Annotated in this window: 15 protein-coding genes; 5 read left to right on the plus strand and 10 right to left on the minus strand. The window is 65.8% G+C overall.

Annotated features, from left to right (window positions below; all coding sequences use genetic code 11):
- Nucleotides 1-19: 19 nt before the first annotated feature.
- Nucleotides 20-706, minus strand: a complete 687-nt coding sequence (locus ACM42_RS19770) for a DJ-1/PfpI family protein (RefSeq protein WP_271529494.1) — start codon at nucleotides 704-706, stop codon at nucleotides 20-22.
- A 92-nt stretch (nucleotides 707-798) separates the two neighbouring features.
- Here ACM42_RS19770 and ACM42_RS19775 point away from each other — a divergent pair, with 92 nt between their 5' ends.
- Entirely contained in the window at nucleotides 799-1,737 is a 939-nt protein-coding gene (locus ACM42_RS19775; protein ID WP_271529577.1) for a GlxA family transcriptional regulator, read from the plus strand.
- A 24-nt stretch (nucleotides 1,738-1,761) separates the two neighbouring features.
- Here ACM42_RS19775 and ACM42_RS19780 read toward each other — a convergent pair whose 3' ends face one another.
- The 5 genes from ACM42_RS19780 to ACM42_RS19800 form a co-directional block, all read right to left on the minus strand.
- Nucleotides 1,762-1,950, minus strand: coding sequence for a hypothetical protein (locus tag ACM42_RS19780; protein ID WP_271529495.1), 189 nt, complete (start codon nucleotides 1,948-1,950; stop codon nucleotides 1,762-1,764).
- A 90-nt stretch (nucleotides 1,951-2,040) separates the two neighbouring features.
- Nucleotides 2,041-2,937 (minus strand): NAD(P)/FAD-dependent oxidoreductase, encoded by an 897-nt coding sequence (locus ACM42_RS19785; protein WP_271529496.1) that lies wholly within the window; start codon nucleotides 2,935-2,937, stop codon nucleotides 2,041-2,043.
- Complete coding sequence (locus ACM42_RS19790; RefSeq protein WP_271529497.1) at nucleotides 2,934-4,010, minus strand: flavodoxin family protein; 1,077 nt, start codon at nucleotides 4,008-4,010, stop codon at nucleotides 2,934-2,936. Before ACM42_RS19790 ends, ACM42_RS19785 begins: the two co-directional genes overlap by 4 nt.
- Before the next feature lie 62 nt (nucleotides 4,011-4,072).
- Nucleotides 4,073-4,273 (minus strand): hypothetical protein, encoded by a 201-nt coding sequence (locus ACM42_RS19795; protein WP_271529498.1) that lies wholly within the window; start codon nucleotides 4,271-4,273, stop codon nucleotides 4,073-4,075.
- Nucleotides 4,273-4,482, minus strand: a complete 210-nt coding sequence (locus ACM42_RS19800; protein ID WP_271529499.1) for a hypothetical protein — start codon at nucleotides 4,480-4,482, stop codon at nucleotides 4,273-4,275. Before ACM42_RS19800 ends, ACM42_RS19795 begins: the two co-directional genes overlap by 1 nt.
- A 276-nt stretch (nucleotides 4,483-4,758) precedes the next feature.
- On the opposite strand from ACM42_RS19800, the gene ACM42_RS19805 reads away from it, so the two are divergent.
- Nucleotides 4,759-5,043, plus strand: a complete 285-nt coding sequence (locus ACM42_RS19805) for a hypothetical protein (RefSeq protein WP_057197072.1) — start codon at nucleotides 4,759-4,761, stop codon at nucleotides 5,041-5,043.
- 161 nt (nucleotides 5,044-5,204) lie between these two features.
- On the opposite strand, the gene ACM42_RS19810 is transcribed toward ACM42_RS19805, so the two are convergent.
- The gene (locus tag ACM42_RS19810; RefSeq protein WP_271529578.1) at nucleotides 5,205-5,402 is read right to left on the minus strand and encodes a hypothetical protein; all 198 of its coding nucleotides are present in this window, start codon (nucleotides 5,400-5,402) and stop codon (nucleotides 5,205-5,207) included.
- 275 nt (nucleotides 5,403-5,677) lie between these two features.
- Complete coding sequence (locus ACM42_RS19815) at nucleotides 5,678-6,460, minus strand: SDR family NAD(P)-dependent oxidoreductase (protein ID WP_271529500.1); 783 nt, start codon at nucleotides 6,458-6,460, stop codon at nucleotides 5,678-5,680.
- 152 nt (nucleotides 6,461-6,612) lie between these two features.
- On the opposite strand from ACM42_RS19815, the gene ACM42_RS19820 reads away from it, so the two are divergent.
- Nucleotides 6,613-7,788, plus strand: coding sequence for a zinc-dependent alcohol dehydrogenase (locus ACM42_RS19820; protein ID WP_271529501.1), 1,176 nt, complete (start codon nucleotides 6,613-6,615; stop codon nucleotides 7,786-7,788).
- Between the two features lie 12 nt (nucleotides 7,789-7,800).
- Nucleotides 7,801-8,370 carry a hypothetical protein gene (locus tag ACM42_RS19825; RefSeq protein ID WP_271529502.1) on the plus strand — a complete coding sequence of 190 codons (570 nt, stop codon included), beginning with the start codon at nucleotides 7,801-7,803 and terminating at the stop codon, nucleotides 8,368-8,370.
- 142 nt (nucleotides 8,371-8,512) lie between these two features.
- Here the strand turns inward: ACM42_RS19825 and ACM42_RS19830 are convergent, their stop codons facing one another.
- Nucleotides 8,513-9,121, minus strand: a complete 609-nt coding sequence (locus ACM42_RS19830) for a cysteine hydrolase family protein (RefSeq protein ID WP_271529503.1) — start codon at nucleotides 9,119-9,121, stop codon at nucleotides 8,513-8,515.
- A gap of 567 nt (nucleotides 9,122-9,688) precedes the next feature.
- A complete protein-coding gene (locus ACM42_RS19835) occupies nucleotides 9,689-17,998 on the minus strand; it encodes an ExeM/NucH family extracellular endonuclease (RefSeq protein WP_271529504.1) in 8,310 nt (2,769 codons plus the stop codon).
- Nucleotides 17,999-18,500: 502 nt separating this feature from the next.
- Between ACM42_RS19835 and ACM42_RS19840 the strand changes: the two genes are divergently transcribed.
- Nucleotides 18,501-20,276, plus strand: a complete 1,776-nt coding sequence (locus ACM42_RS19840) for a type I secretion system permease/ATPase (protein ID WP_271529505.1) — start codon at nucleotides 18,501-18,503, stop codon at nucleotides 20,274-20,276.
- Nucleotide 20,277: the final 1 nt, after the last annotated feature.

Here is a 20,277-nt window from a genome sequence, read left to right on the forward strand (position 1 = left end):
ATCGCCCCGAAACGCCGCGCTATCCCTCCTGATGAATGGCTCGCCTGACGAACTCCAGACGCCTCGCCTGCGCGGGCGCGACCAGTTCCTTCATCGCAACAACGATCGCCGCCGGTGCGGTATCCGGCGAACCGGCCCGGAAAGGCGGTACGGGATTGTACTCCATGCGCAGCTGGATCATTTCCGCAGCCGCGCGGCCTCTCAACATCGAAACCAGCGTGAGCGCGAAGTCGATTCCGGCGGTGATGCCGCCGCCCGTCATGCGATTGCGATCGATGCAGACCCTCTCGCGCGACACCTCGGCTCCGAAGAGCGGCAATGCATCGGTCGCCGTCCAGTGCGTGGCCGCGCGATATCCTTTCAGGAGGCCGGCCGCACCGAGAACGAGCGAACCCGTGCAGACCGAAGTCAGGTATTTCGCGCCCCGCGCCTGCGCTTTCAGAAACGCAAGCACCTCCTCGTCCAGCATCAGCTCGTCGGTGCCATAGCCACCCGGGACGCAGATCACGTCGAGTTGCGGGCAATCGGCGAAGGTGATGGTCGGCGTCAGCGCAATCACGGAATCGCTCGGCACGGGCTCGATGCGTTTCCAGATCAGATGCACCGTCACGTCAGGCAGGCTGGAGAAGACCTGGGCCGGGCCGGTGAGATCGAGCTGGGTAACGCGGGGAAAAACCAGAAGACCGATCTGCAACGGACCCGACATATCCAACCTCGACATCGCGCTTGACGGTGGCAGCCTGCCATGTTGGCCTTGGGGGCGGAAACGGCGTAATTCCCTCATTTTTGGACGCGTTCATGATCGGCTTCCTGATCTTTCCCGAATTCCAGTTGCTGGATGCCGCCGGCCCGATATCGGTGTTCGAGATCGCAAGACGCCACACGCCGCATGCGCCGCGTGTGACAACGGTTGCCACGAAGGCCGGCGCCGTGCGCAGTTCGTCGGGCACCGAGATGCTCGCGCGCAACTTGCGATCGGCAAGCTCAGTCACGACGCTTTTCGTGGCAGGTGGCGAAGGCGTCGAGGACGCGGCGCGCTGCAAGACGACGATCGCATTCATTCAGAGATTGGCGCGCCGCGGCGTGCGTCTGGCCAGCGTCTGCTCGGGGGCCTATTTGCTCGCCGAGGCGGGAGTTCTGGACGGTCGTTGCGCGACCACGCATTGGTCCTGCACCCGTGACTTCATCGGACGCTACCCGAAGGTCCGGCTCGAGCCGGACCAGATCTTCACCCGCGATGGCGGCGTGTGGACATCGGCCGGAATCACCGCAGGAATTGATCTGGCGCTCGCCATGATCGCCGAGGACCACGGTGAAGAGATTTCGCAAGCGACCGCTCGGCAGCTGGTGCTGTACCATCGCCGCAGCGGCGGACAATCGCAGTTCTCGACCTTGCTCGAACTGAAGACGCCGAACGGGCGCTTCGGCAACCTTCTTTCATGGGTGCGCGAGAATCTGGATGCGCCTCTCACGGTCGAGGCACTTGCCGAGCGCGCAGGCCTGAGTTCACGGCATTTCGTCCGCTCCTTCATCGCCGAAACCGGATCCACGCCAACGAAGGCCGTCGAGCGCTTGCGGGTCGAGGTGGCACGGGAGCGCGTGCAGTCCTCCGGAGAAGCGATCGAGCGCGTCGCTCAAGCCACCGGCTTTCGCGACCCCGAGCGGATGCGCAGAGCCTTCATCCGCGCATTCGGTCAGCCGCCGAAGTCCCTGCGGCGTTCCGCCCGAACTGCATGAGAGCTGCAGTTGACCGGCGCTAGTCTAAGGCCCGCCGGCAACCGATCCTGCGATCACCATGACCAGCGCACCAAGGTCGATCTTGCCATTGACGGTCAGCTCCTCCGAGCCCTTCGCGTCTCCCGCGCCCTGGACCTTCAGCGCTTGCGGCCGGTCGGCGGCTTGGCGCTTCAACTCGTCGATGATGGCTTCCTTGAGCTTCTCTTCCAGCATGGACATCTCCTCAGGCCACCGATGCAATCCTCGGCGCATTCGCCGCAGATTTCTCCGGTCGATCGCGAGGCTCACCGCCAGCGGCCCCGGTCAGGCCAGTCGCGGCGGCAGGCTGTTGTGGATCGTGCAGGCGGCAATTGCGGCGTGGCCGAACGCGACCGAGATCTGGTGCAGGTCGGTGACGACGTCGCCGATGCCGTAGAGCCCACCGATCGACGTGCGCTGACGGTCGTCGACCTTCAAATAGCCCTCCCCGGTATGTTCGGCGCCAAGCGACACCGCGAGCTGCGAGCGCACCTCCGCACCCATCGCGGGATAGACCATGTCGAACTGCGCCGTGCGGCCATCGGCGAATACGGCTTCGACGCCCTCGCCTCTCCGCCGCAAACGCAGATCGGGCGCGAACAGGACCTCCACATCCGCCTCGGCCAATCGTGACGTTGCCGCCTGATCGTCATCCCCCTCCGTTGCGAGCAGCGTGACGTCGCGCGAATAGCCCCGCAGGAACAGCGCCTTGCCTGCGGCACGCGCGAGCGGGCCGATGACGCCGATGCGGCGGCCGGTCGCCTCGAAGGCGTCGCAGACGGGGCAGTAGCGCAACAGCCCATCCGCAACGGCGGCGCGCCATTCGTCGAACGGCGGATGGGTATCGACGATGCCGCAGGCGAGAATGACGGCGGCGGCCGCATGCGTGCGGCCATTCCAGCTCGCCAGAAAGCCCTGATCGTGTCGCTGCAGGGCGGTGACCTCGGCGTCCACGCGCGTGACGGCGAGCTCGTCCAGCTGGGCCGACATCCGTTTGATCAGTTCAGTGCCGGACAGCCCGTGGACGAAACCCGGGACATTGTGGCTGCGCGGGATCAGCGCCGCCCGGCTGGCGCCGGCGTCCACGACGCAGACATTGCGATGAAATCGCGCCAGATAGATCGCGGCCATCAGCCCGGCCGGGCCGCCGCCGACGATCAGGCAATCGAGCGGCGGCGTCATTTCGGGTTCGGATCCGCAAGACCGGTACCGGGCTCCTCGAGGCGCCCGCTCCTTGCAAGCCGGACCGCGTTGCCCAGCGCGCGCGCCGCATTCTGCACCTTCTGCTGGAATTCCCTGTCCTCATCGAGATCGCGATGCGAGGTGGCGTATGGCTCCATGTAGCCGACATAGCCGTCGAGCTCGGCGAAGCGCCCCGCCGAGATCAGCTGCATGTCGGTCAGCCAGTCGGACAAGGCCCGGCGCACGCCCTCGGCGCCGACCGCATCGCCGTGAACGACGACGCCGAAATGACGGCCGGCGAGATGGCGTGGATAGGGCCAGCCCTTCAGCTCCATCGCCTTGGCTTCGGTGGCGTTCTTGCCGTGGGTCGAGGTCGGATCGGGATTGCCGCCGTCGGCGCAGACCATGCGGTCCATCATCGCCTTGAGCCCGGCGGGCACCTGATACCAGTGCACCGGCGTCACGATCAGGATGCCGTGGGCGGCAACCCAGAACGGATAGATCTCGTTCATCCAGTCGCCGGTCTGGCCCAGTGAATGGTTCGGATAGCAGCTGCACGGCCAGTGGCAGAGCGGCATGGCGGTGCCGACGCAGGACTTGCAGGGATGAATGGTCTTGCCGAACTCCGAGGCGAGGCGCGACAGATCGAGGATATCGACGGCATATCCCATCTCGATGAAGACGGGCTCGGCCAGCTTGACCAGCCGCCAGGTCTTGGACATCTCGCCGGGACAGGTGTGTTCGCTGCGCGCCGAGCCGTTGATGACGAGAATCCGCGGCATCTCGTCCGCATCGTCGTGGCGCCGCTGCGCTTCCAGGATCTTTGCGCGCGCATCGAGCCAGTCGAGGGCAAGATCGTAGTCGGGGTCGGAGAAGCCTGCACCCGCCTTCCGCGTCAACGGCGCCTTGCGCGAATGGCTATAGGCGTCCCAGGCCGCAGCAGTGATGGCATCGAGCTCACGTTGCAGCGGGGCAAAGGCAGGGTCGACGAACTGCTCCTTGTAACGCCGGTCGAACTCCTCGCGCGACAGCTTGACGAGCGGCATTCCCTTGCGAACGTCGGCTTCCGTCATGCTGGCTCCTGGCAAAGTCGGTCATCGACCAACCCGCCGCGCAGCGCGCGGTTCCCACAGCTCTACTGCCGAGCAGCCTCCCGCGGCAGATCGAATTTCGCGATCCGCCGGTCGAGCCGCCACAGCTCGATGCGGTGGGCCAGCACGAGCGCGGCCGCTTCGCGCTTGGCCTGCTCGTCATCGTCGCAGACCAGATTGATGCATCCGAACACGTGGCCGTCCGGATCGATCTGAAACGCGCGGTAATGCTTGATGCTCCCCATTACGACTGTCCTCGTCTTGGGGAGACAGGTGCGCTCAGCCACTCTGTCAGGTTCGAGGTCACCTCGTTCTGCTTGGCGCGTCGCAGCAGCATCTCGCGTTCCCGGCCGGGTGGCAGGCTGCGCGCGCGCTCGCGGGCACTTTCGGCGAAGGCGGCCAACCGCTCCTGGAGCGATTGGGTCTGTTTCCTGCGGTTACGTCTGGCGGTCATGGTTTTTCACGTTGGATCTGGATGGAAGAAAGCTGGCCCGACGGGAGGTTGGGCGCCGGGGCCCAAGCCGCTCGTCAGTCAAGTCGGTGCCGGTTGGGGCGGCCCGGTTCCGGAAGCGCATTTGTAGCTTCAGCCGCAACTTGCGGTTCCGGCATTTCAATAAGTTAACGCCACGCAATTTTGCGCGGCAGACGGGCGCGCGGCCATCGTCGCCGCACTGCGCCGGAACCGAAATGCCGATTCGCATGTTCAAGAACGACTTGAAGGAGGATCATCATGGCAAAAGCAGCATGGAAACGGCCGGGCTCGCCGATCGGCCGTAAGGGACCGCGCAAGGCCAATCCCGCGTATAAGCGCCGCGCGCGCCAGCCCTGGACGCCGGCGGACGTCAGCAAGCTGAAGCAGCTCGCGAAAGGCAACACGCCAACCGGCGTGATGAGCATCAAGCTTCAGCGGCCGGTCGCGGCCATCCGCAGCAAGGCGCAACGCGAAGGGATTTCGCTGAGGCCAGTCAACCGCTCGCCCTACAACCGGCGAACCAAAGCGGCGAAGCGGCGTTGATTTCCCGCACCGCCGGGTGACAACCGGACGCAACGGGGAACGATGGACGTGGTGCTCATTTTTCCGGTTTCTGCCCACGACACCAGCGCATCGGTACGCGCCGACATCTGACCCGTTCCCGGCGCGTGCAGCTGACCAGCTGCACGCTGCAGCAGCGGTCCCTAACTGGGCGGTTGCAAGCCCGGCGATCGCAGCCATTCGCTCATCTGAGATCCCGTCTCGGCCTGGCGCGCCTTGCGCAGCATATCGTCGCGCGCCGCGCCCGGCGGGAGCGATTTGGCCTCTTCGCGCAGCCGCTCCGCTTCGGCAGCCAGCCGCGCCTCCAAGGTATCCTCGTGCTTGACCCGACGCCGCATCATCGTCATGGCGTATCCCTGTCAGTCAGTGGAGCGCGCCGTTGCGTTCACATGTTGATGATGCCAGGCAAAATCGCGCTGGCGTGCGTCCAACGTTCCTGACGCGGAACGGTTGCTCGGCTCGCCGAAAAACTTCCGCCCCGCGCAACGTAAGTTACTCAAAAGACGTCACTTGCCCAGAAACGCTCTGCGGCCGCTGTGCATGAATGTGAATCGGCGATCTCCTTTGTCCGTCCGCAAGACGGCTCGCGCCGCTCCGCGAGATTGCGCCCGCGCCGCTACGACCGCGCGGTGCCCGGCTCGGCCATCTTGCGGTGCTGCTTGGCCAGCATCTCGTTCGGCGTGACGTTGGCGACCGTCGTCTGGATCTTGTTCTTCAGCCCGGTGACGATGTCGGACTCCCCGCGCAGCATTGCATCGAACCCGGCCTTGGCGACGTCATAGGCGCTGTCCTTCTTCTCGGTGCCGACCCTGGTGTCCATCATGCCGGCACGGCGGAAGAACTCGGTCTCGGTCGCACCCGGCATCAGGCAGGTGACGGTGACGCCGCTGTCGCGCAGCTCCTCGCGCAGTGCAAACGAGAATGAATCCAGGAACGCCTTGCTGGCGTTGTAGGCAGCCTGGAAACTGCCCGGCATGAACCCCGCGATCGAGCCGGTGATCAGGATCCGGCCCGCATTGCGGCGAAGCATCTCGTTGCCGACGCGGTGGATCAGATACAGCGTGCCGGTGATGTTGGTATCGATGAGGCGTCTCACCCCGGCGAAGTCCTGGTCGAGGAAGGCCCTGCCGAGACCGATGCCGGCATTCGCCAGCAGCGCATCGATCGGCCGGTCGGCGACGGCGGCACAGAGCTTGTCGACCCCCTCGGTGGTGGCGAGGTCGGCCTCGACCGGCTCCACGCTGCTGCCGAGCCGGCGCAGATCGACGGCTACCCTTTCGATCTGGGGCTCGTCCGCCGCGATGACGAGGTTGAAACCTGCCTGGGCGCAGCACCTGGCGAGTTCCAGGCCGATACCGGTGGAGGCGCCTGTGACGACGGCGAGTTGATTGGCGGGCATGCGCATATCCTTGGAATTGAGGTGATGACGCCCAATCGCTGCCCTGCTCCCTCGTTCCTATTTGCGCAGCGCGAAGAATTTGCGCGGGGCGGTAGCAACCATCGTTCATTCCTGGACTTAGATGGCACGTGGTTCAACCGGGAGGACGGAAGATGAAGGCGCTGGTCTGGCACGGCAAGGAGGACATCCGGTGCGACACCGTCACCGATCCGGAGATCCAGGATCCGCGCGATGCCATCATCAAGGTCACAAGCTGCGCCATCTGCGGCTCCGACCTTCATCTCTTCCACAATTTCATTCCCGGCATGCTGCCCGGCGACATCATGGGCCACGAGACCATGGGCGAAGTGGTCGAGGTCGGCTCGGGCGTCGACGGCAAGCTGAAGAAGGGCGACCGCATCGTCGTGCCATTCACGATCATTTGCGGCGAATGCGATCAGTGCAAGCGCGGCAATTTTTCGGTGTGCGAGACCACCAACCGCAAGCGTCATCTGGCCGACAAGGCGTTCGGACACGCGACGGCTGGCCTGTTCGGCTATACGCATCTGACCGGCGGCTATCCCGGCGGCCAGGCTGAGTATCTGCGCGTGCCCTTTGCCGACGCCACCCACATCAAGGTGCCCGCCGGTATTCCCGACGAGCAATTGCTATTCCTCAGCGACATCTTCCCGACCGGCTGGCAGGCCGCCGGGCAATGCGACATCGAGCCGACCGATACGGTCGCGATCTGGGGCTGTGGCCCGGTCGGGCAGATGGCGATCCGCAGCGCCATCCTGCTCGGCGCCAACCAGGTGGTCGCGATCGACTGCCTGCCCGAGCGGCTCAGCATGGCCGAGGCCGGCGGCGCCACCACGATCAATTTCGAGACCGAGAGCGTGGTGGAGCGGCTGAACGAGCTCACCGACGGCAAGGGCCCCGAAAAGTGCATCGACTGCGCCGGCATGGAGGCTCACGTGATGGCGTCCCAGCCCGACACAGTGCTCGATCGCGCCAAGCAGATGGTGATGCTGGAAAGCGACCGGCCGCACGTGCTGCGCGAGATGATCTATGTCTGCCGGCCCGGCGGCATCATCTCCGTCGCCGGCGTCTATAGCGGCCTCTCCGACAAGATGCCGATGGGCGCCTTCATGAACAAGGGCCTGACGATGCGGACCGGCCAGACCCACGTCAACCGCTGGGCCGACGACCTGCTCCGCCGCATCGAAGAGGGCGAGATCGATCCGTCGTTCGTCATCACCCACACCGTGCCGCTCAGCCAGGGCCCCGAGATGTACCAGGTGTTCCGCGACAAGCGCGATTCCTGCGTCAAGGTCGTGCTGAAGCCCTGAGGAGCAAGACCAATGTTTCATTTCTCCAATATCGTGCGCACCAAGGGCGACCCGAAGATCGTCGAGGGCGGACCGAGCCTGAAGCAGCCCGCGGACCAGCTCGCGCGCGCACTCGGCTGGTTCAGCATTGGTCTTGGCGTCGTCGAGTTGTTCGCGCCAAGTCGCGTCACGCGCACGCTCGGCATGGAAGGTCATGAGACCCTGGTCCGAGCCTTTGGGGTGCGCGAGATCCTGGCCGGGATCATGTCGCTCTCGGTAGACAAGAACGCCGGCCTGTGGGCCCGCGTCGGCGGCGACGGCCTCGATGCCGCCGCGCTGCTTTCGGGGCTGACGCCGGACAACCCCAAGAAGGGCAACATCGCGCTCGCACTGCTGATGGTCGGCGGCATCGCCATGCTCGACTACCGCGCCGCGCAGGACACCAAGCCGCGACGCCCGCCGCGCGACGCACGGCGCAAGCTCTATCCGAACCGCAGCGGTTTCCCCAAGGGCATCGAGAGCGCCCGAACTGCCGCAAGGCAGATTGCAGCGCACGCTGGGCACAACGGGGTGAAGCAAGGCGATGAGCGCCGGGTCCCGTGACGAAACGGCTCCGGGGCAACGAGGGCGTGATCATCGCGCTTGAGCCTCGGTGATGGCCGAGGCCGCCGTCGCTTGACCCATCACAAAGGGCACCGGGTGCGCATTGCCTTCGCGATTGTCGGATCGTATCCCGCTTCGCTTCCTACTCCCGCCAGAATTCGGCCAGCTCTTCCGCTGTCACCAGGTCGACCTGGCCGTGAAAGCGGGTGCGATACATCGTCATGAGCGCATCGTGCCCGACGTCCGACGAGCTGCACAGCGCGTCCTCGACGATGACGACCCTGAAGCCGAGATCGACGGCGCTCAGGACCGTCGAAAGCACGCAGACGTCCGTCTCTGCGCCTGATATCACGACGGTACCGATCTTCTTTTCGACCAGCAGGCTCGCGAGACCGGGATTGCTGAAAGCCGAATAGGCCGGCTTGTCGATGACGGCCGCCGGCGGAACGAAGCGGTTCAAGGACGGCACAAGCTCGAGGGCGGACTGCGGCAGATGCCTGCGGGTCGCCTGGTGCCAGCGGCGAAAATAGCTCTGCCACTGCCCCGGACGATCCTCCGGATCCTGCGGGGCGATGAAGCGCGTGAACATCGTTCTCGCGGGATTCCGCGAGACGACCGAAACGATCGTCGGCAGGACACGCTCCATCCAGGGCGTCGCCCAAAGGCCGCCGGGAGCGAAGATGTTCTGCATGTCGATGCACAAGTGAACGGCGTTCCCGATGTCGGCGACATCCGACGTGCTGTCCCTCATCGTCATCCACCCCTGACCATGTGCCTCATCCAGCATTCGCGATGCCGAAATCGGCGCCTCTCCGCCGTCGACGATTTCGGGAGGGACGTCCTTGAACAGGCGGCGGGCGCATCATAGTTCCCGACCTTCGCCTTCTGCCGCATGACTCTTCCCTTCGATTGCGGGCCCCGCACCCAAAACCCGAGATGCCACCGCAAGTTCCTAAGCGCCCGGAGCCTTGCGCCGGCTCGCGCGTCATGACTGGACGCAGGACGGCATCCATGCACGGCTCTCAACCTGACGATCGCGCATCACCGCCCACGACCACGGCAGGATGCCAAGACTAACCTCGAGCGTTGCCGTGCAAACACATGGCCGATCCGACCCGATCGCTGACGCAACACGCGGACGACACCTTCGAGCTCACGGACACTGTTCTGAGTGGACGCGCGGTTGGACGGCCGGAATTTTGGCAATCTGAATTAGACGACAATCCTCTCCTGCCCCAGCGGCGACGTGTCGGGACGCTTGTCGCGAAGGACCACGGAACGCTCTTGCGTTCCGTGGTCCGGTTCGATCCGCAATGGATCAGACGAAGCGGAAGTCGTCTGCCGCGAGCGAGGCCATCTGCAGATTAGCCAGCGTCACGGTGTTGTCGGCATCGAGCGTCAAGACGACGTTGTTGCCGACCTGCGTGGTGTGCGACATCACTTCGGCGAAGTTGGAGAACAGGCTGCTTGAGAATTGCAGCACGTCGGCCGAGGCACCGGTGGTGGCGAAGTCGGTGACGGTGTCCTTGCCGAAGCCGGCGGCGAACATGAACACGTCGGCACCCGAGCCGCCGGACAGGATGTCGTTGCCGGCATCGCCCGCGAGGATATCGGCACCCGAGCCACCCTTGATGGTGTCGTTGCCGGCACCACCATTCAGCATGTCGTTCTCGGAGCCGCCATCGATGGTGTCGTCGCCGTCGCCGCCGGAGATGGCGTCGACACCCGAACCGCCCTTCAACGTGTCCTTGCCGACGCCACCCTCGATCACGTCGTTGCCGGAGCCACCGTCGACGCTGTCGTCGCCGTCGCCGCCGCGCAGCGTGTCATTGCCGGCACCACCGGCGATGACGTCGTTGCCGGCTCCGCCATCGAACATATCGGCGCCGTTGCCGCCTGTAAGATGGTCTGCACCGGCGCCGAGCACGAAGCCCTCGATGCCGCTGAAGTGGTCGGTGCCGATGCCTGCGCCGGTCGCGATGCCGGACACCAGGCTGATCGTGACCGCACCGGTGGCGTCGGACAGATCCAACAGATCCTGACCGCAGCCGCCGTCGATGGTGTCGTCACCAGCACCGCTTCGGAGTACGTCGTCGCCGAAGCCACCGAGCAGCACGTCGTTACCGGCGCCGCCGATCAGCAGGTCGTCGCCGAGGCCGCCGTTCAGGGTGTTGGCTCCGGCCGAGCCGATCAGCGTGTCGCCGAACGCCGTGCCTACCGCGTTCTCGATCCCGGCGAGGTGGTCGGCGCCCGGGAGATAGCCCGGATAGTAGGCCAGCCCGGAGTCGAGGTCGATCGTCAGCTTGAACAGGATTTGACTGTAATCGATGGTGTCGACGCCGTCGCCGCCGTCGTAACGATCCAGACCATTGCCGCCGATGAAGGTGTCGTCGCCGGCGCCGCCGAACACCAGATCGTTGCCGAGGCCGCCGACGATCGTATCGCTGCCGCCGGTTCCGATGCGCAGCTTCCAGGTGCCGTCGGCGAAGCCGAGTTCCTCGATGTTGCCGAGCGTGTCGGTGCCGTCGGTGCCGACCTGATCAGCGATGTTGATCGAGCCGTCGGCATTGAGCGTCATCGCGTATCCGGCAATCGCGCCGGAGAAGGTCGCGGTGTCGGTCCCGGCGCCGCCGTCGATGATGTCGTCACCGGCTGCGCCGTTGATCAGGTCGCCGCCGTCATTGCCGTACAACGTGTCGTTGTCGGCACCGCCATCGACCTGGTCATTGCCGGCACCGGCGTAGATGTAGTCGTTGCCCGCGCCGCCGAACAGGACGTCATCGCCGCCATAAGTGTAGTCCATGGCGATGGTGTCGCTGCCATCGCCACCATCGATGACGAAGCCGCCCGCAGATGTCGAGAGCGCGACGTCGTCGCCGACGCCGAGCAGGATCGTGCCGGTCACCGTGGCGCCGACGTAGAGGTTGACCTGGTCGTTGCCGGCGCCCATGTCGATCGCCGAACCGCCCGTCGCAACGATCGACCCCGAGTTGTTCAGGGTGTCGCGGCCGCCGCCCATCGAGATGCCGCCGACGATCCGGCCGGTGCTGTTGTTGCCGACGAAGTCCTCGTAGTCGCCGACGAGGTTGATCGCCTCGTTGCCGCGGAGGTCGAACCGGGCAGCGTCCGCCGGCGAAACCCCTTCCGGTCCGTGGCCGTCGCCCTGGATCAGACCGTCATTGACGATGGTCGTCGCCCCCAATGCGTTGCTGTTGCTGGAGTTGTCGACCTGGATCGCCCGGCCGTAGCCGTAGATCTCGCCGGTGGCGCTGTTGACGATCTCGCCGCCGCCGATCGCGATCGCTTCGGACACGTTCGGTTCGCCGTCGTGATAGCCCTCGGCACCGAGGCCGGCAATTCGGCCATAGTTCAGCACCTGCACCAAGCCGTCGACGTCGATGGCGTCGCCATCGGAGTCGGCCAGCTCGGCGGAGCGACCTTCCATCACCCCATGGTTGGTGATGAAGGCCTTCTGCGCGAGCGACCCGTCGGTGTCCAAGTTCACGGCGGACCCGTTGCGGCCGATCATCGTGCCGCTGTTGATGACGGTGACTGCATTGTCACCGGTGACGGCATGACGCGAAGCTTCCATCCAGCCGCCGGCATAGTTGTTGACCTTGCCGCCGGTGTCGCTCTGGAAGTCGATCAGGTCGCCTCCGCCCACGAACGTCGGATCCGTCGTGATCGTCCCCCAGTTGTTGACGATGCCGTCGGTGCCCGGGCGGATCACGTCGGTATCGCTGCCATGCTGGCGGATGACGCCCCCGGCAAGGTTGTTGATCACCGCCGACGCGCCGTTGTTGTCGAAGGTACGGAAATCGAGGACGCGGCCGTTCGCTTCGATCACGCCGGCGTTGTTGACGGTGATGGTCGCGTCGGCGTGACCGGCCCGTTCCGGGGTCAGCGCGCCGCGGACGACGCCGCCGGCCTGGTTGTTGAGGGTCACCGAGCCGGTCGCCCCCGCCGTGGTGGTGAGCGCACGGGTCGAACCTGAGATCTCGCCGGCATTGTCGATGACCGCGTTGCCACCGCCCTGCCAGACGATCGCGTTGCCGGACACCGAGAGCGCGCCGCCGGCCTCGATGGCGACGTGGTCGTTGTTGTCCACAACGAGGCTCGAAGCCAGCGTCGCGCCGCCCTGGATCGTCACATTGTCGTACGATTCCGATCCGGCCACCGACCAGGCGCCTGCGGCCACCAGCAGGCTCTCGACATTGAGCGTGGCGATCAGTTCCGCCGTGCCGCCGCCGATCAGCTTGACGGTGTCGTTGCCGGCGCCGCCGTCGATCAAACTCGGCGCGGGATCGTCGGTGGAGACGATGATGAGGTCGTCGCCTTCACCGGCTTCAGCAGTGTCGCCCGCGCCAGCCACCAGCTCGTCGTTGCCGTCGCCACCTTGCAGGGTGTCGTAGCCTTCGCCGCCGACCAGGACGTCGTCGCCTTCGCCGCCGGTCAGGGTGTCGTCACCGTCGCCGCCCGCCAGCCGGTCGTCGTCAGCGCCACCGTCGAGCGTGTCATCGCCTGCACCGCCAAGCAGCGTGTCGTCGCCGTCACCGCCGGACAGGGTATCATCGCCTTCCCCGCCATCGAGCTGGTCGTCGCCACCCAGCCCGGCGAGGACGTCGTCGCCCCCGAGACCGTTGAGGACGTCGTCACCGAGCGCGCCGGTGAGTTCGTTGTCACCGTCGTCGCCGACCAGCACCAGCGCGTCGGTTTCGAGCACCGTGTCTTGACGATAGTCGAGGTTCTGGATGCGCTCGTCGTGCGCCCGGTCGGTGTCGGCGACGTCGTAGGGCGTGTCGGAGTAGTTCGCCGCCATGTATTCGGCGAAGGCATCCTGCTCGGTGCCTTCGGCGGCGAAGTTCGCCTCCTGCCCCGCATCCGGAACCAGGTCCGGCGACAGATTGACGACGTTGGCAAAGGCGGGATTGGCCGCGATGAAGCTCGCGAACGGATAGCCGTCGCCGCCGGTGAGCAGGAAGCTCAAGGTCACGACCCGGATCGCCATCTCCGGATCGACCACCAGTTCGCCGTTCGCGACCAGCGCCAGCACCGGATTGCCGTTGTCATCGATCAGCGCTGCCGACTGCACGCGGTTGCCGGCCGGCAAATCCTTATCGAACGAGAACGCGATGCCGCCGACCTGGGCGAACTGGCCGGGCGTCGCGGTCGCGGTGGTCGCCGCCACCGCGTGCTCGAGCACCTCGAGCAGCTGATCCGCGGTCACCGTGACCATCGACAGCGCGTTGTTGAAGCGCAGCGAGTTGGCGATATCGAGCTGCGACACCTCGCCCGCTTCCTTGCCGACGCTGGTGTTCGCCAGCGGCGGGCTCTCCACCGCTTCGCCGCCGACCGCATAGACGTAGCCGATCGAGTCGCGGATGCCGCCGCCGTTCTTAATCGAAACCAGCACGGTCGGGTCGACCTTCTGGGCGTACCACAGGTTCGCATCGGCGGAGAGGTCGCCGAGGTTGGTCTCCTCGCTGCGACGGCCCTCGAGATAGACCTCCGTCTTGCCGAAAGTGTTGCCGTCCTGCACATCGATGATGCCACCCACCGCCTGGGCGATGTCGTTGACCAGATCGCCGCGGCCGCCGTCGGCAAACGGATCGGCGTCGTCGGCATCTACGTCGCCGTCATCGTCGACATCGACTGTGGTGTTGCCGTCGTACAGCGAGGCGACCACCTCTTCCGTGCTGGCGTAGGCGCCGTTGACCGCCGTGTTGGCGGTGTAGATCACGTTGCCTTCAGCATCGAAATCGACCACCAGTCGTCCGACATAGGAATACTCACCGGAGGTGTTGACGATCAGCGTGGTTTTGCCGTCGGCGTTCGCGGTGACGATCGGATAGGTGTCGGCAGCGGTGTCGCCGGCACGGAGCGCGTCGGTCTCGTCCGCCAGCAGCGTGTGCGAGCCGCCGGCGACGATGACGTCGACGCCGTGCAGCAGGGGCGCCAGCGCTTTTTCGAGCGCGAGCTGCTGCAGATGGCTGACCAGGATGATCTTGTTGATGCCCTGCGCCAGCAGACCGTCGATAGTCGGCTGCAGGATTGCCGCCAGTGCCGCCATGTCATCGACATTGTCGCCGATCACTTCGACGCCGCCGGTCGAGGAGATGCTCTGCACGATCTGCGTGGTCGCGCCGATCACGCCGATCTTTTCGCCGTTCTCCTCGATGACCGTGGCTGGCGCGATCTTCTTGCCGATACCGGCCTCCGGCGGGAAGCCGGTGTAGGCGTCGGCATCCTGGATCGTGCCGGTGTAGACCGAGGCGAGATTGGCATCGGCCGAGAAGTCCAGATTGGCTGCGAGGTACGGGAACTGCGCGCCGGGATAGCCGGCGGTCTGCTTGATGATGTCGGCGAACGCCTTGGTGCCGGCGTCGAATTCGTGATTGCCGATCGCCGAGGCCTGCACGCCGATGATGTTCAGCATCGCCATGTCGGCGGTGCCGAAGCCGGGCGAGATATTCAGCGTCCCGGCAGCGAGGCCGTAGTAGGTCTCCAGCGCGGTTTCGTAGACCTCCTTCAGCGAGCCGTCGCTGCCGGCGCTGAAGAACGGGCTGGGAATGAAATTGTCGCCCGACGACAGCGTGATGGAGTTGTCGTAGGTCTCCTCGAGATAGTCGACGATCGCCGCGAAGTTGCCGGCGCGATCGACTGCGTTCAGGCCCGCCTCGAAGTCCGATGCATGGAGGATTTGCAGCGTGTAAGCGGGGGTCGGCTCCTGCTCTCCGAGATTGAGGCCTACGATCACCGGATCGTGGTCGGACACCCGGATCGAGGAGTCGCCGTCGAAGATCGAGGTGTCGCGGCCGTAGTCGGTGTTGTAGTCGAGCGCGTCGGCCTCGTCGGCGTTGATGTGCCAGGTGGTCACACCGGACACCTGCGCGCCGAGGCTGGCATTGGCGAACGCATAGTCGAGCGTGCCGGTCTGGCCGTCGAACACATAGGAATAAGCGCCGTCCTCACGGTCCTGCAGATTCTCATAGCCCGCGCCCTCGATGAGCGCGGTCGACTGCTCCTTGGCGTAGCCGTTGAAGTCGCCGAGCAGCATCACGTCCGGATCGCCCGAGCCGGTCGGATCGCTCGCCGCCCACGCGGTCAGCGCGGTGGCGGCCAGCTCGCGCTGGTTCTGCCAGTTGCCCTGGCCGTCACCCTGATCGGAATCGGCGCCGGAGCCGGTACCGCTCTTGGACTTGAGATGGTTGGCGATCGCCGTGAAGGTTTCGCCGGTCGCCAGCTCCTCGAAGGTCACCGCGATCGCGTTGCGGCTGGTGTTCTCGCCGTCGAACACCGCGCCGACCGTGCTCTGCCCGAGCAGGCCGCCAAGGCCGAGGCCGGGCAGGTCCGCGTCGTTGAGGATCTCGATGGTCGTACCGTCGGCGATCTTCACCGCGGTGGTGTCGTAGATGAAGCCGACCGCGATGGCGTCGCCGCCAACGAACTGCTGGCCGGGATCGACCCAGGCATAGGTACCGGCCCCAGCCACGGCATTGAGCTGTTCGACCAGATATTTGATGGCGTTGCCGGACGATGCAGCGGAGAAGTCGTTCTCCAGCTCGGTCAGCGCCAGCACGTCAACGTCCATGTCGAGGATGGTCGCGACCAGCTTCTCGGTCTGACGCGCGAACTCCGCGGCGTTGTCGGCGCCGCGCGGCGCTTCGCCGATCGCGGTGGTGCCGCCATTGTCCAGCGTAGTGAAGTAGTTCAGCACGTTGAAGCTCGCCACCTTCAGGCGGCCGCCGACGTCTTCCGGCGCATCGGTGCGCGGATTGTCGCCGGCTCCGAAGGTGTTGGCGCCATCCTCGACCGAGCGGATCCGCCAGGTCGCCCCCGAGGCGGAGTTGCCGGCCCATTGATAGTCGAGCACGCCAGTCAGGCCGGTGACGGTGTCACCCATCCGGACCGCGTCGGCGGTGCCGTAGTTCGGCGCGGCGGACGGGTTGTCGTTCGGATCGAAGCCGTCGAGGTTGTTGATCGCGGCGTTCTGGACGTTCAGGCCATCGTCATAGGTGATGGTGCGAGCACCGAGCTCGGCCAGATACGCCTGGTAGGCGGCGGCGTCGGGCGCGTTCTCCTGCGTGAACTGTTCGGGCCGTTCGCCCGCCACCAGCTTGATCTCGTTGAACCGGTCGAGATTGTACTGCTCGGTGACGGTCAGGGTCTGCGGAATCGTGACCAGCATGCCTTCATAGGCTTCAAGATCGGGCTGGTAGTCGCCGTCCTGGCTCAGCGTGGTGCCCATCGACGACAGGTCGATCTGCACCGCCATCGTGTCGACGTCGGCCACCGCGCCGGCCTGGACGACCGAAATGTTGCTGGCGGTGAGCTCGGTCAGACCGAAATATTCGCTGATCGAGCCGGTGACGCGGACCCGGTCGCCGATCTGGACGTCGGTGGCGCCGCCGTAGACGAATATCGCCTCGGAGGTCAGCACGTTGCCGTCGGAATCGGTGGTCTCCTCCTGGAGATAGAAGCCGTTGAGATTGCGGTTGGCGTCGGCATCGCCGTTCTGGAAGTCGCCGACCACGATGGCTTCGACGGTCACAGTCTGACCGACCATGGCGCTGCCGGCCCCGCTGCCCTGAATCGCGCTGATCTTGGTAATGCCGACGTCGTCGTTGACGATGGTGCCGGTCGCCGTCGCGGCGCTGCCGATCGTGGTGGTCACGGCCACCGAATTGGAAACGTCCTGCAGCGTCAGTGTGAAGCTCTCGTTCGCCTCATTGTCGATGTCGCCGGCGACGGTAACGGTCACGACCGCGGAGGTCTCTCCCGCCGCGATGCTGCCGCTGAAGCTGACCGGTTTGCCGCCGACGTAGTCCGCCGCATCGGTCTGCGCCGAAGCGATCGTTCCCGAGAACGCGACGTCGCCCGTGGTGCCGCCGCTGCGCTCGACGGTGAACTGATAGACGGTCGGGCCGCTGTTACCTTCGTCATGCGACACCGTGAGCGAATCCGGCGCGAAGGCGACGTGATGAACTTCGATCGACGATTCGGACGAACTGGTGACGCGGATGTCGTCGATGCCGACCCACTCGTCATTGCCGACGGCGTTGGTGGTGAGAATGCGAACCTGGATGTCGTTGCGGCCGTCGACGGCGGCGGGCAGCAGCAGATCGAACGGCGTCACCTGGGTCGCGGCACCGCCGGTGGTGACGTCGGCGGCGTAACCGCTCGGAACGTTGGTCCACGCCCCGCTCGAACCGAGCCGGTACTGCACGTTGATCTGCTGCGCCGAGTCGTCCGTGCTGGCGTCGAGGTCGCGTGCGTTGAAGCTCAGCCGGACATCTTTGCGGCCGGTGGCGTCGAGATGGATCACGAGGCTGGGGGCATCCGCACTGTTTGAGCCGTTCAGCGCCACCGTCGGGTCGGCGATCTGGAATTCGGCCACACCGCCGTTGGTGATGGCGGTGTTGGTCTGGTTGGCGACGACGTCGGCATCTCCTGACGACGATCCGGTAGCCGTACGCGCGTCCACCCCGGTGGCCGAAACGACATCGTTGCCGAGATAGCCGACGATCGATGCGACCCCCGACCAGTCATCGTTGGTCGTGATAAGGCCGGTATTGGACCAGTCCTGCAGGAAATCGCCATTCGCCAGGACATGAGGGGTCGTCGACATGTATCGCCACTCCAGCGCTTGAGATGAAGACGTCGCGGATCACCGCCTCACGGCATGCGTAAGGGCGCGGTCCAGACGGCCGATGGTTAACGGATCGTTAATGCGCGTTTCTAGAACGCCGACGACAACAGATCGGTGACTGCTTCTTAACGGGCCGGTGAAGTCACGACACGAAAGGCCCCGAAGACCGCGCGAACCAACGACTCGATCTGCGACAGGCGGCGCGCTCGACCTCTCGGCCGGCAGCAATCGCCAATGAGTCATCGCGCTACAGCTCGATCAGCCCGCCGCGAGGGGCGACCACGCCAGGTTTCGATTGCCGGCCCGCGCGGCCGAACTTCCGAACCAAGGCGGCGTTTCGTCGCAGGTTGTCGCGGCCTCGTTGCCATGGGCCCGCGTTTTCGCGCACCGCGCTTTGTCATGCGCCTGACGTTGAACCTCGCTAACGAACGCCGACCGCATCCGACCGTGACGGTCCGACGTCGTTTTTGAATTGAGTATCATGACCGCAACAACGTCCTCCGCGTCGACTCCCGCGTCCGGCGATCTCGCGTCGGCCGCGATCGCCTCCTGCAGAACGGCCTTTCTGACGGTGGGACTGTTCTCGGCGGTGCTCAATCTGCTGATGCTCACCGGCTCTATCTACATGCTGCAGGTGTACGACCGGGTCATTCCATCGCACAGCATTCCGACCTTGATCGCGCTGTCGATCGCGGTGGCGGCGGCGTATGCGATGCAAGGGCTGTTCGACCTGCTGCGTCAGCGCATTCTGACCCGGATCGGATCGGCGCTGCACGCCGCGCTGTGGCAACCGGTCGTCTGCAACATCCTGCGCGGGCCGCTGCGCGGCGGCGCGAATCGCGGCCTGCAATTGTCACATGATCTGGACTCGGTCCGGTCGTTCCTTTCCGGGCTCGGCCCGACGACCTTGTTCGACTTGCCGTGGATGCCGCTGTATCTCGCCGGCTGCTTTCTCTTGCATCCTTATCTCGGCTGGACGCTGGTCGCGGGCGCGGCGCTGCTGTTCGGGATCGCGCTGCTCACCGAGGTGCTGACGCGGGCGCCGACCCGGGACGCGTCACGTGCCGGCGCAATCCGCGGCGTCCAGCTTGAAGCCGGTCGGCGCAACGCCGAAATCGTGGCCGCGCTGGGGATGGAGCAGCGGTTGATCGACCGGATCGGGGCCGCCAACGACGATCTCGTCGCCGCCCAGCAGCGCAACGCCGATATCGCCGGATCGCTCGGCGCGTTGTCGAAGACGCTGCGCTTCATGCTGCAATCGGCGCTGCTCGGCCTCGGCGCCTATCTGGTGATCGAGGGGCAGGCCAGCGGCGGCGTGATGATCGCCGCGTCGATCATGGGCAGCCGCGCGCTCGCGCCGGTGGAACTGGCGATCTCCATCTGGCGTCCGTTCCTCGGCGCGCGACAGGCGGGCCAACGGCTCCGCGCCGCCCTGCGCGACGGCGACGCCCCGAATCCGGACGTCGCGCCCGAACGCGCCGTCCATCGGCTCACGGTCGAGCAGGTAACGATCGCCGCCCCCGGCGGCACCACCGCGATCGTGCACAACGCGTCGTTCGCACTTGAAGCCGGACAGGCGGTCGGCATCATTGGCCCGTCAGCGGCCGGCAAATCGACGCTGGCGCGGGCGCTGGTCGGGATCTGGCCGATCGCACGCGGCGAGATCCGCCTTGATGGCGCCACCCTCGACCAGTGGCCGGCAGAAATTCGTGGCGGCATGATCGGCTATCTGCCGCAGGACGTCGAATTGTTCGACGGAACGGTGGCGGAGAACATCGCACGCTTCGACCCGGAGATCGACGAGGCGGCGGTGATCGCCGCGGCGAAGGCCGCCGGCGCCTATGAGATGATCCTGAAGCTGCCGAAGGGATTCGAGATGCGGATCGGCGAAGCCGGCGCCACCCTGTCGGGCGGCCAGCGGCAGCGGATCGCGTTGGCGCGCGCGCTCTACAAGGATCCGTTCATGGTGGTGCTCGACGAGCCGAACGCCAGTCTGGATGCCGAAGGCGACGCCGCGCTGACCGACGCCATCCGGCGCGTCCGGGCTCGCGGCGGCATTGCCATCATCATCGCGCATCGACCGGCGGCGCTCGCCGCGGTCGATCTCGTGCTGACGCTGGCGACCGGCCAGGTGCAGGCGTTCGGCCCGAAGGACGAAGTGCTGCGCAAATCGCTCGCCGCTCATCCGGCTCCGGGCGGAGCGGCGCTGCAGGCGGTGCCCGATGCGCGCTCGGTTCCGGCCGCCGCCGCCAGTTGAG

The sequence above is a fragment of the Bradyrhizobium sp. CCBAU 25338 genome (assembly GCF_028128965.1).
Lineage (GTDB): Bacteria > Pseudomonadota > Alphaproteobacteria > Rhizobiales > Xanthobacteraceae > Bradyrhizobium > Bradyrhizobium liaoningense.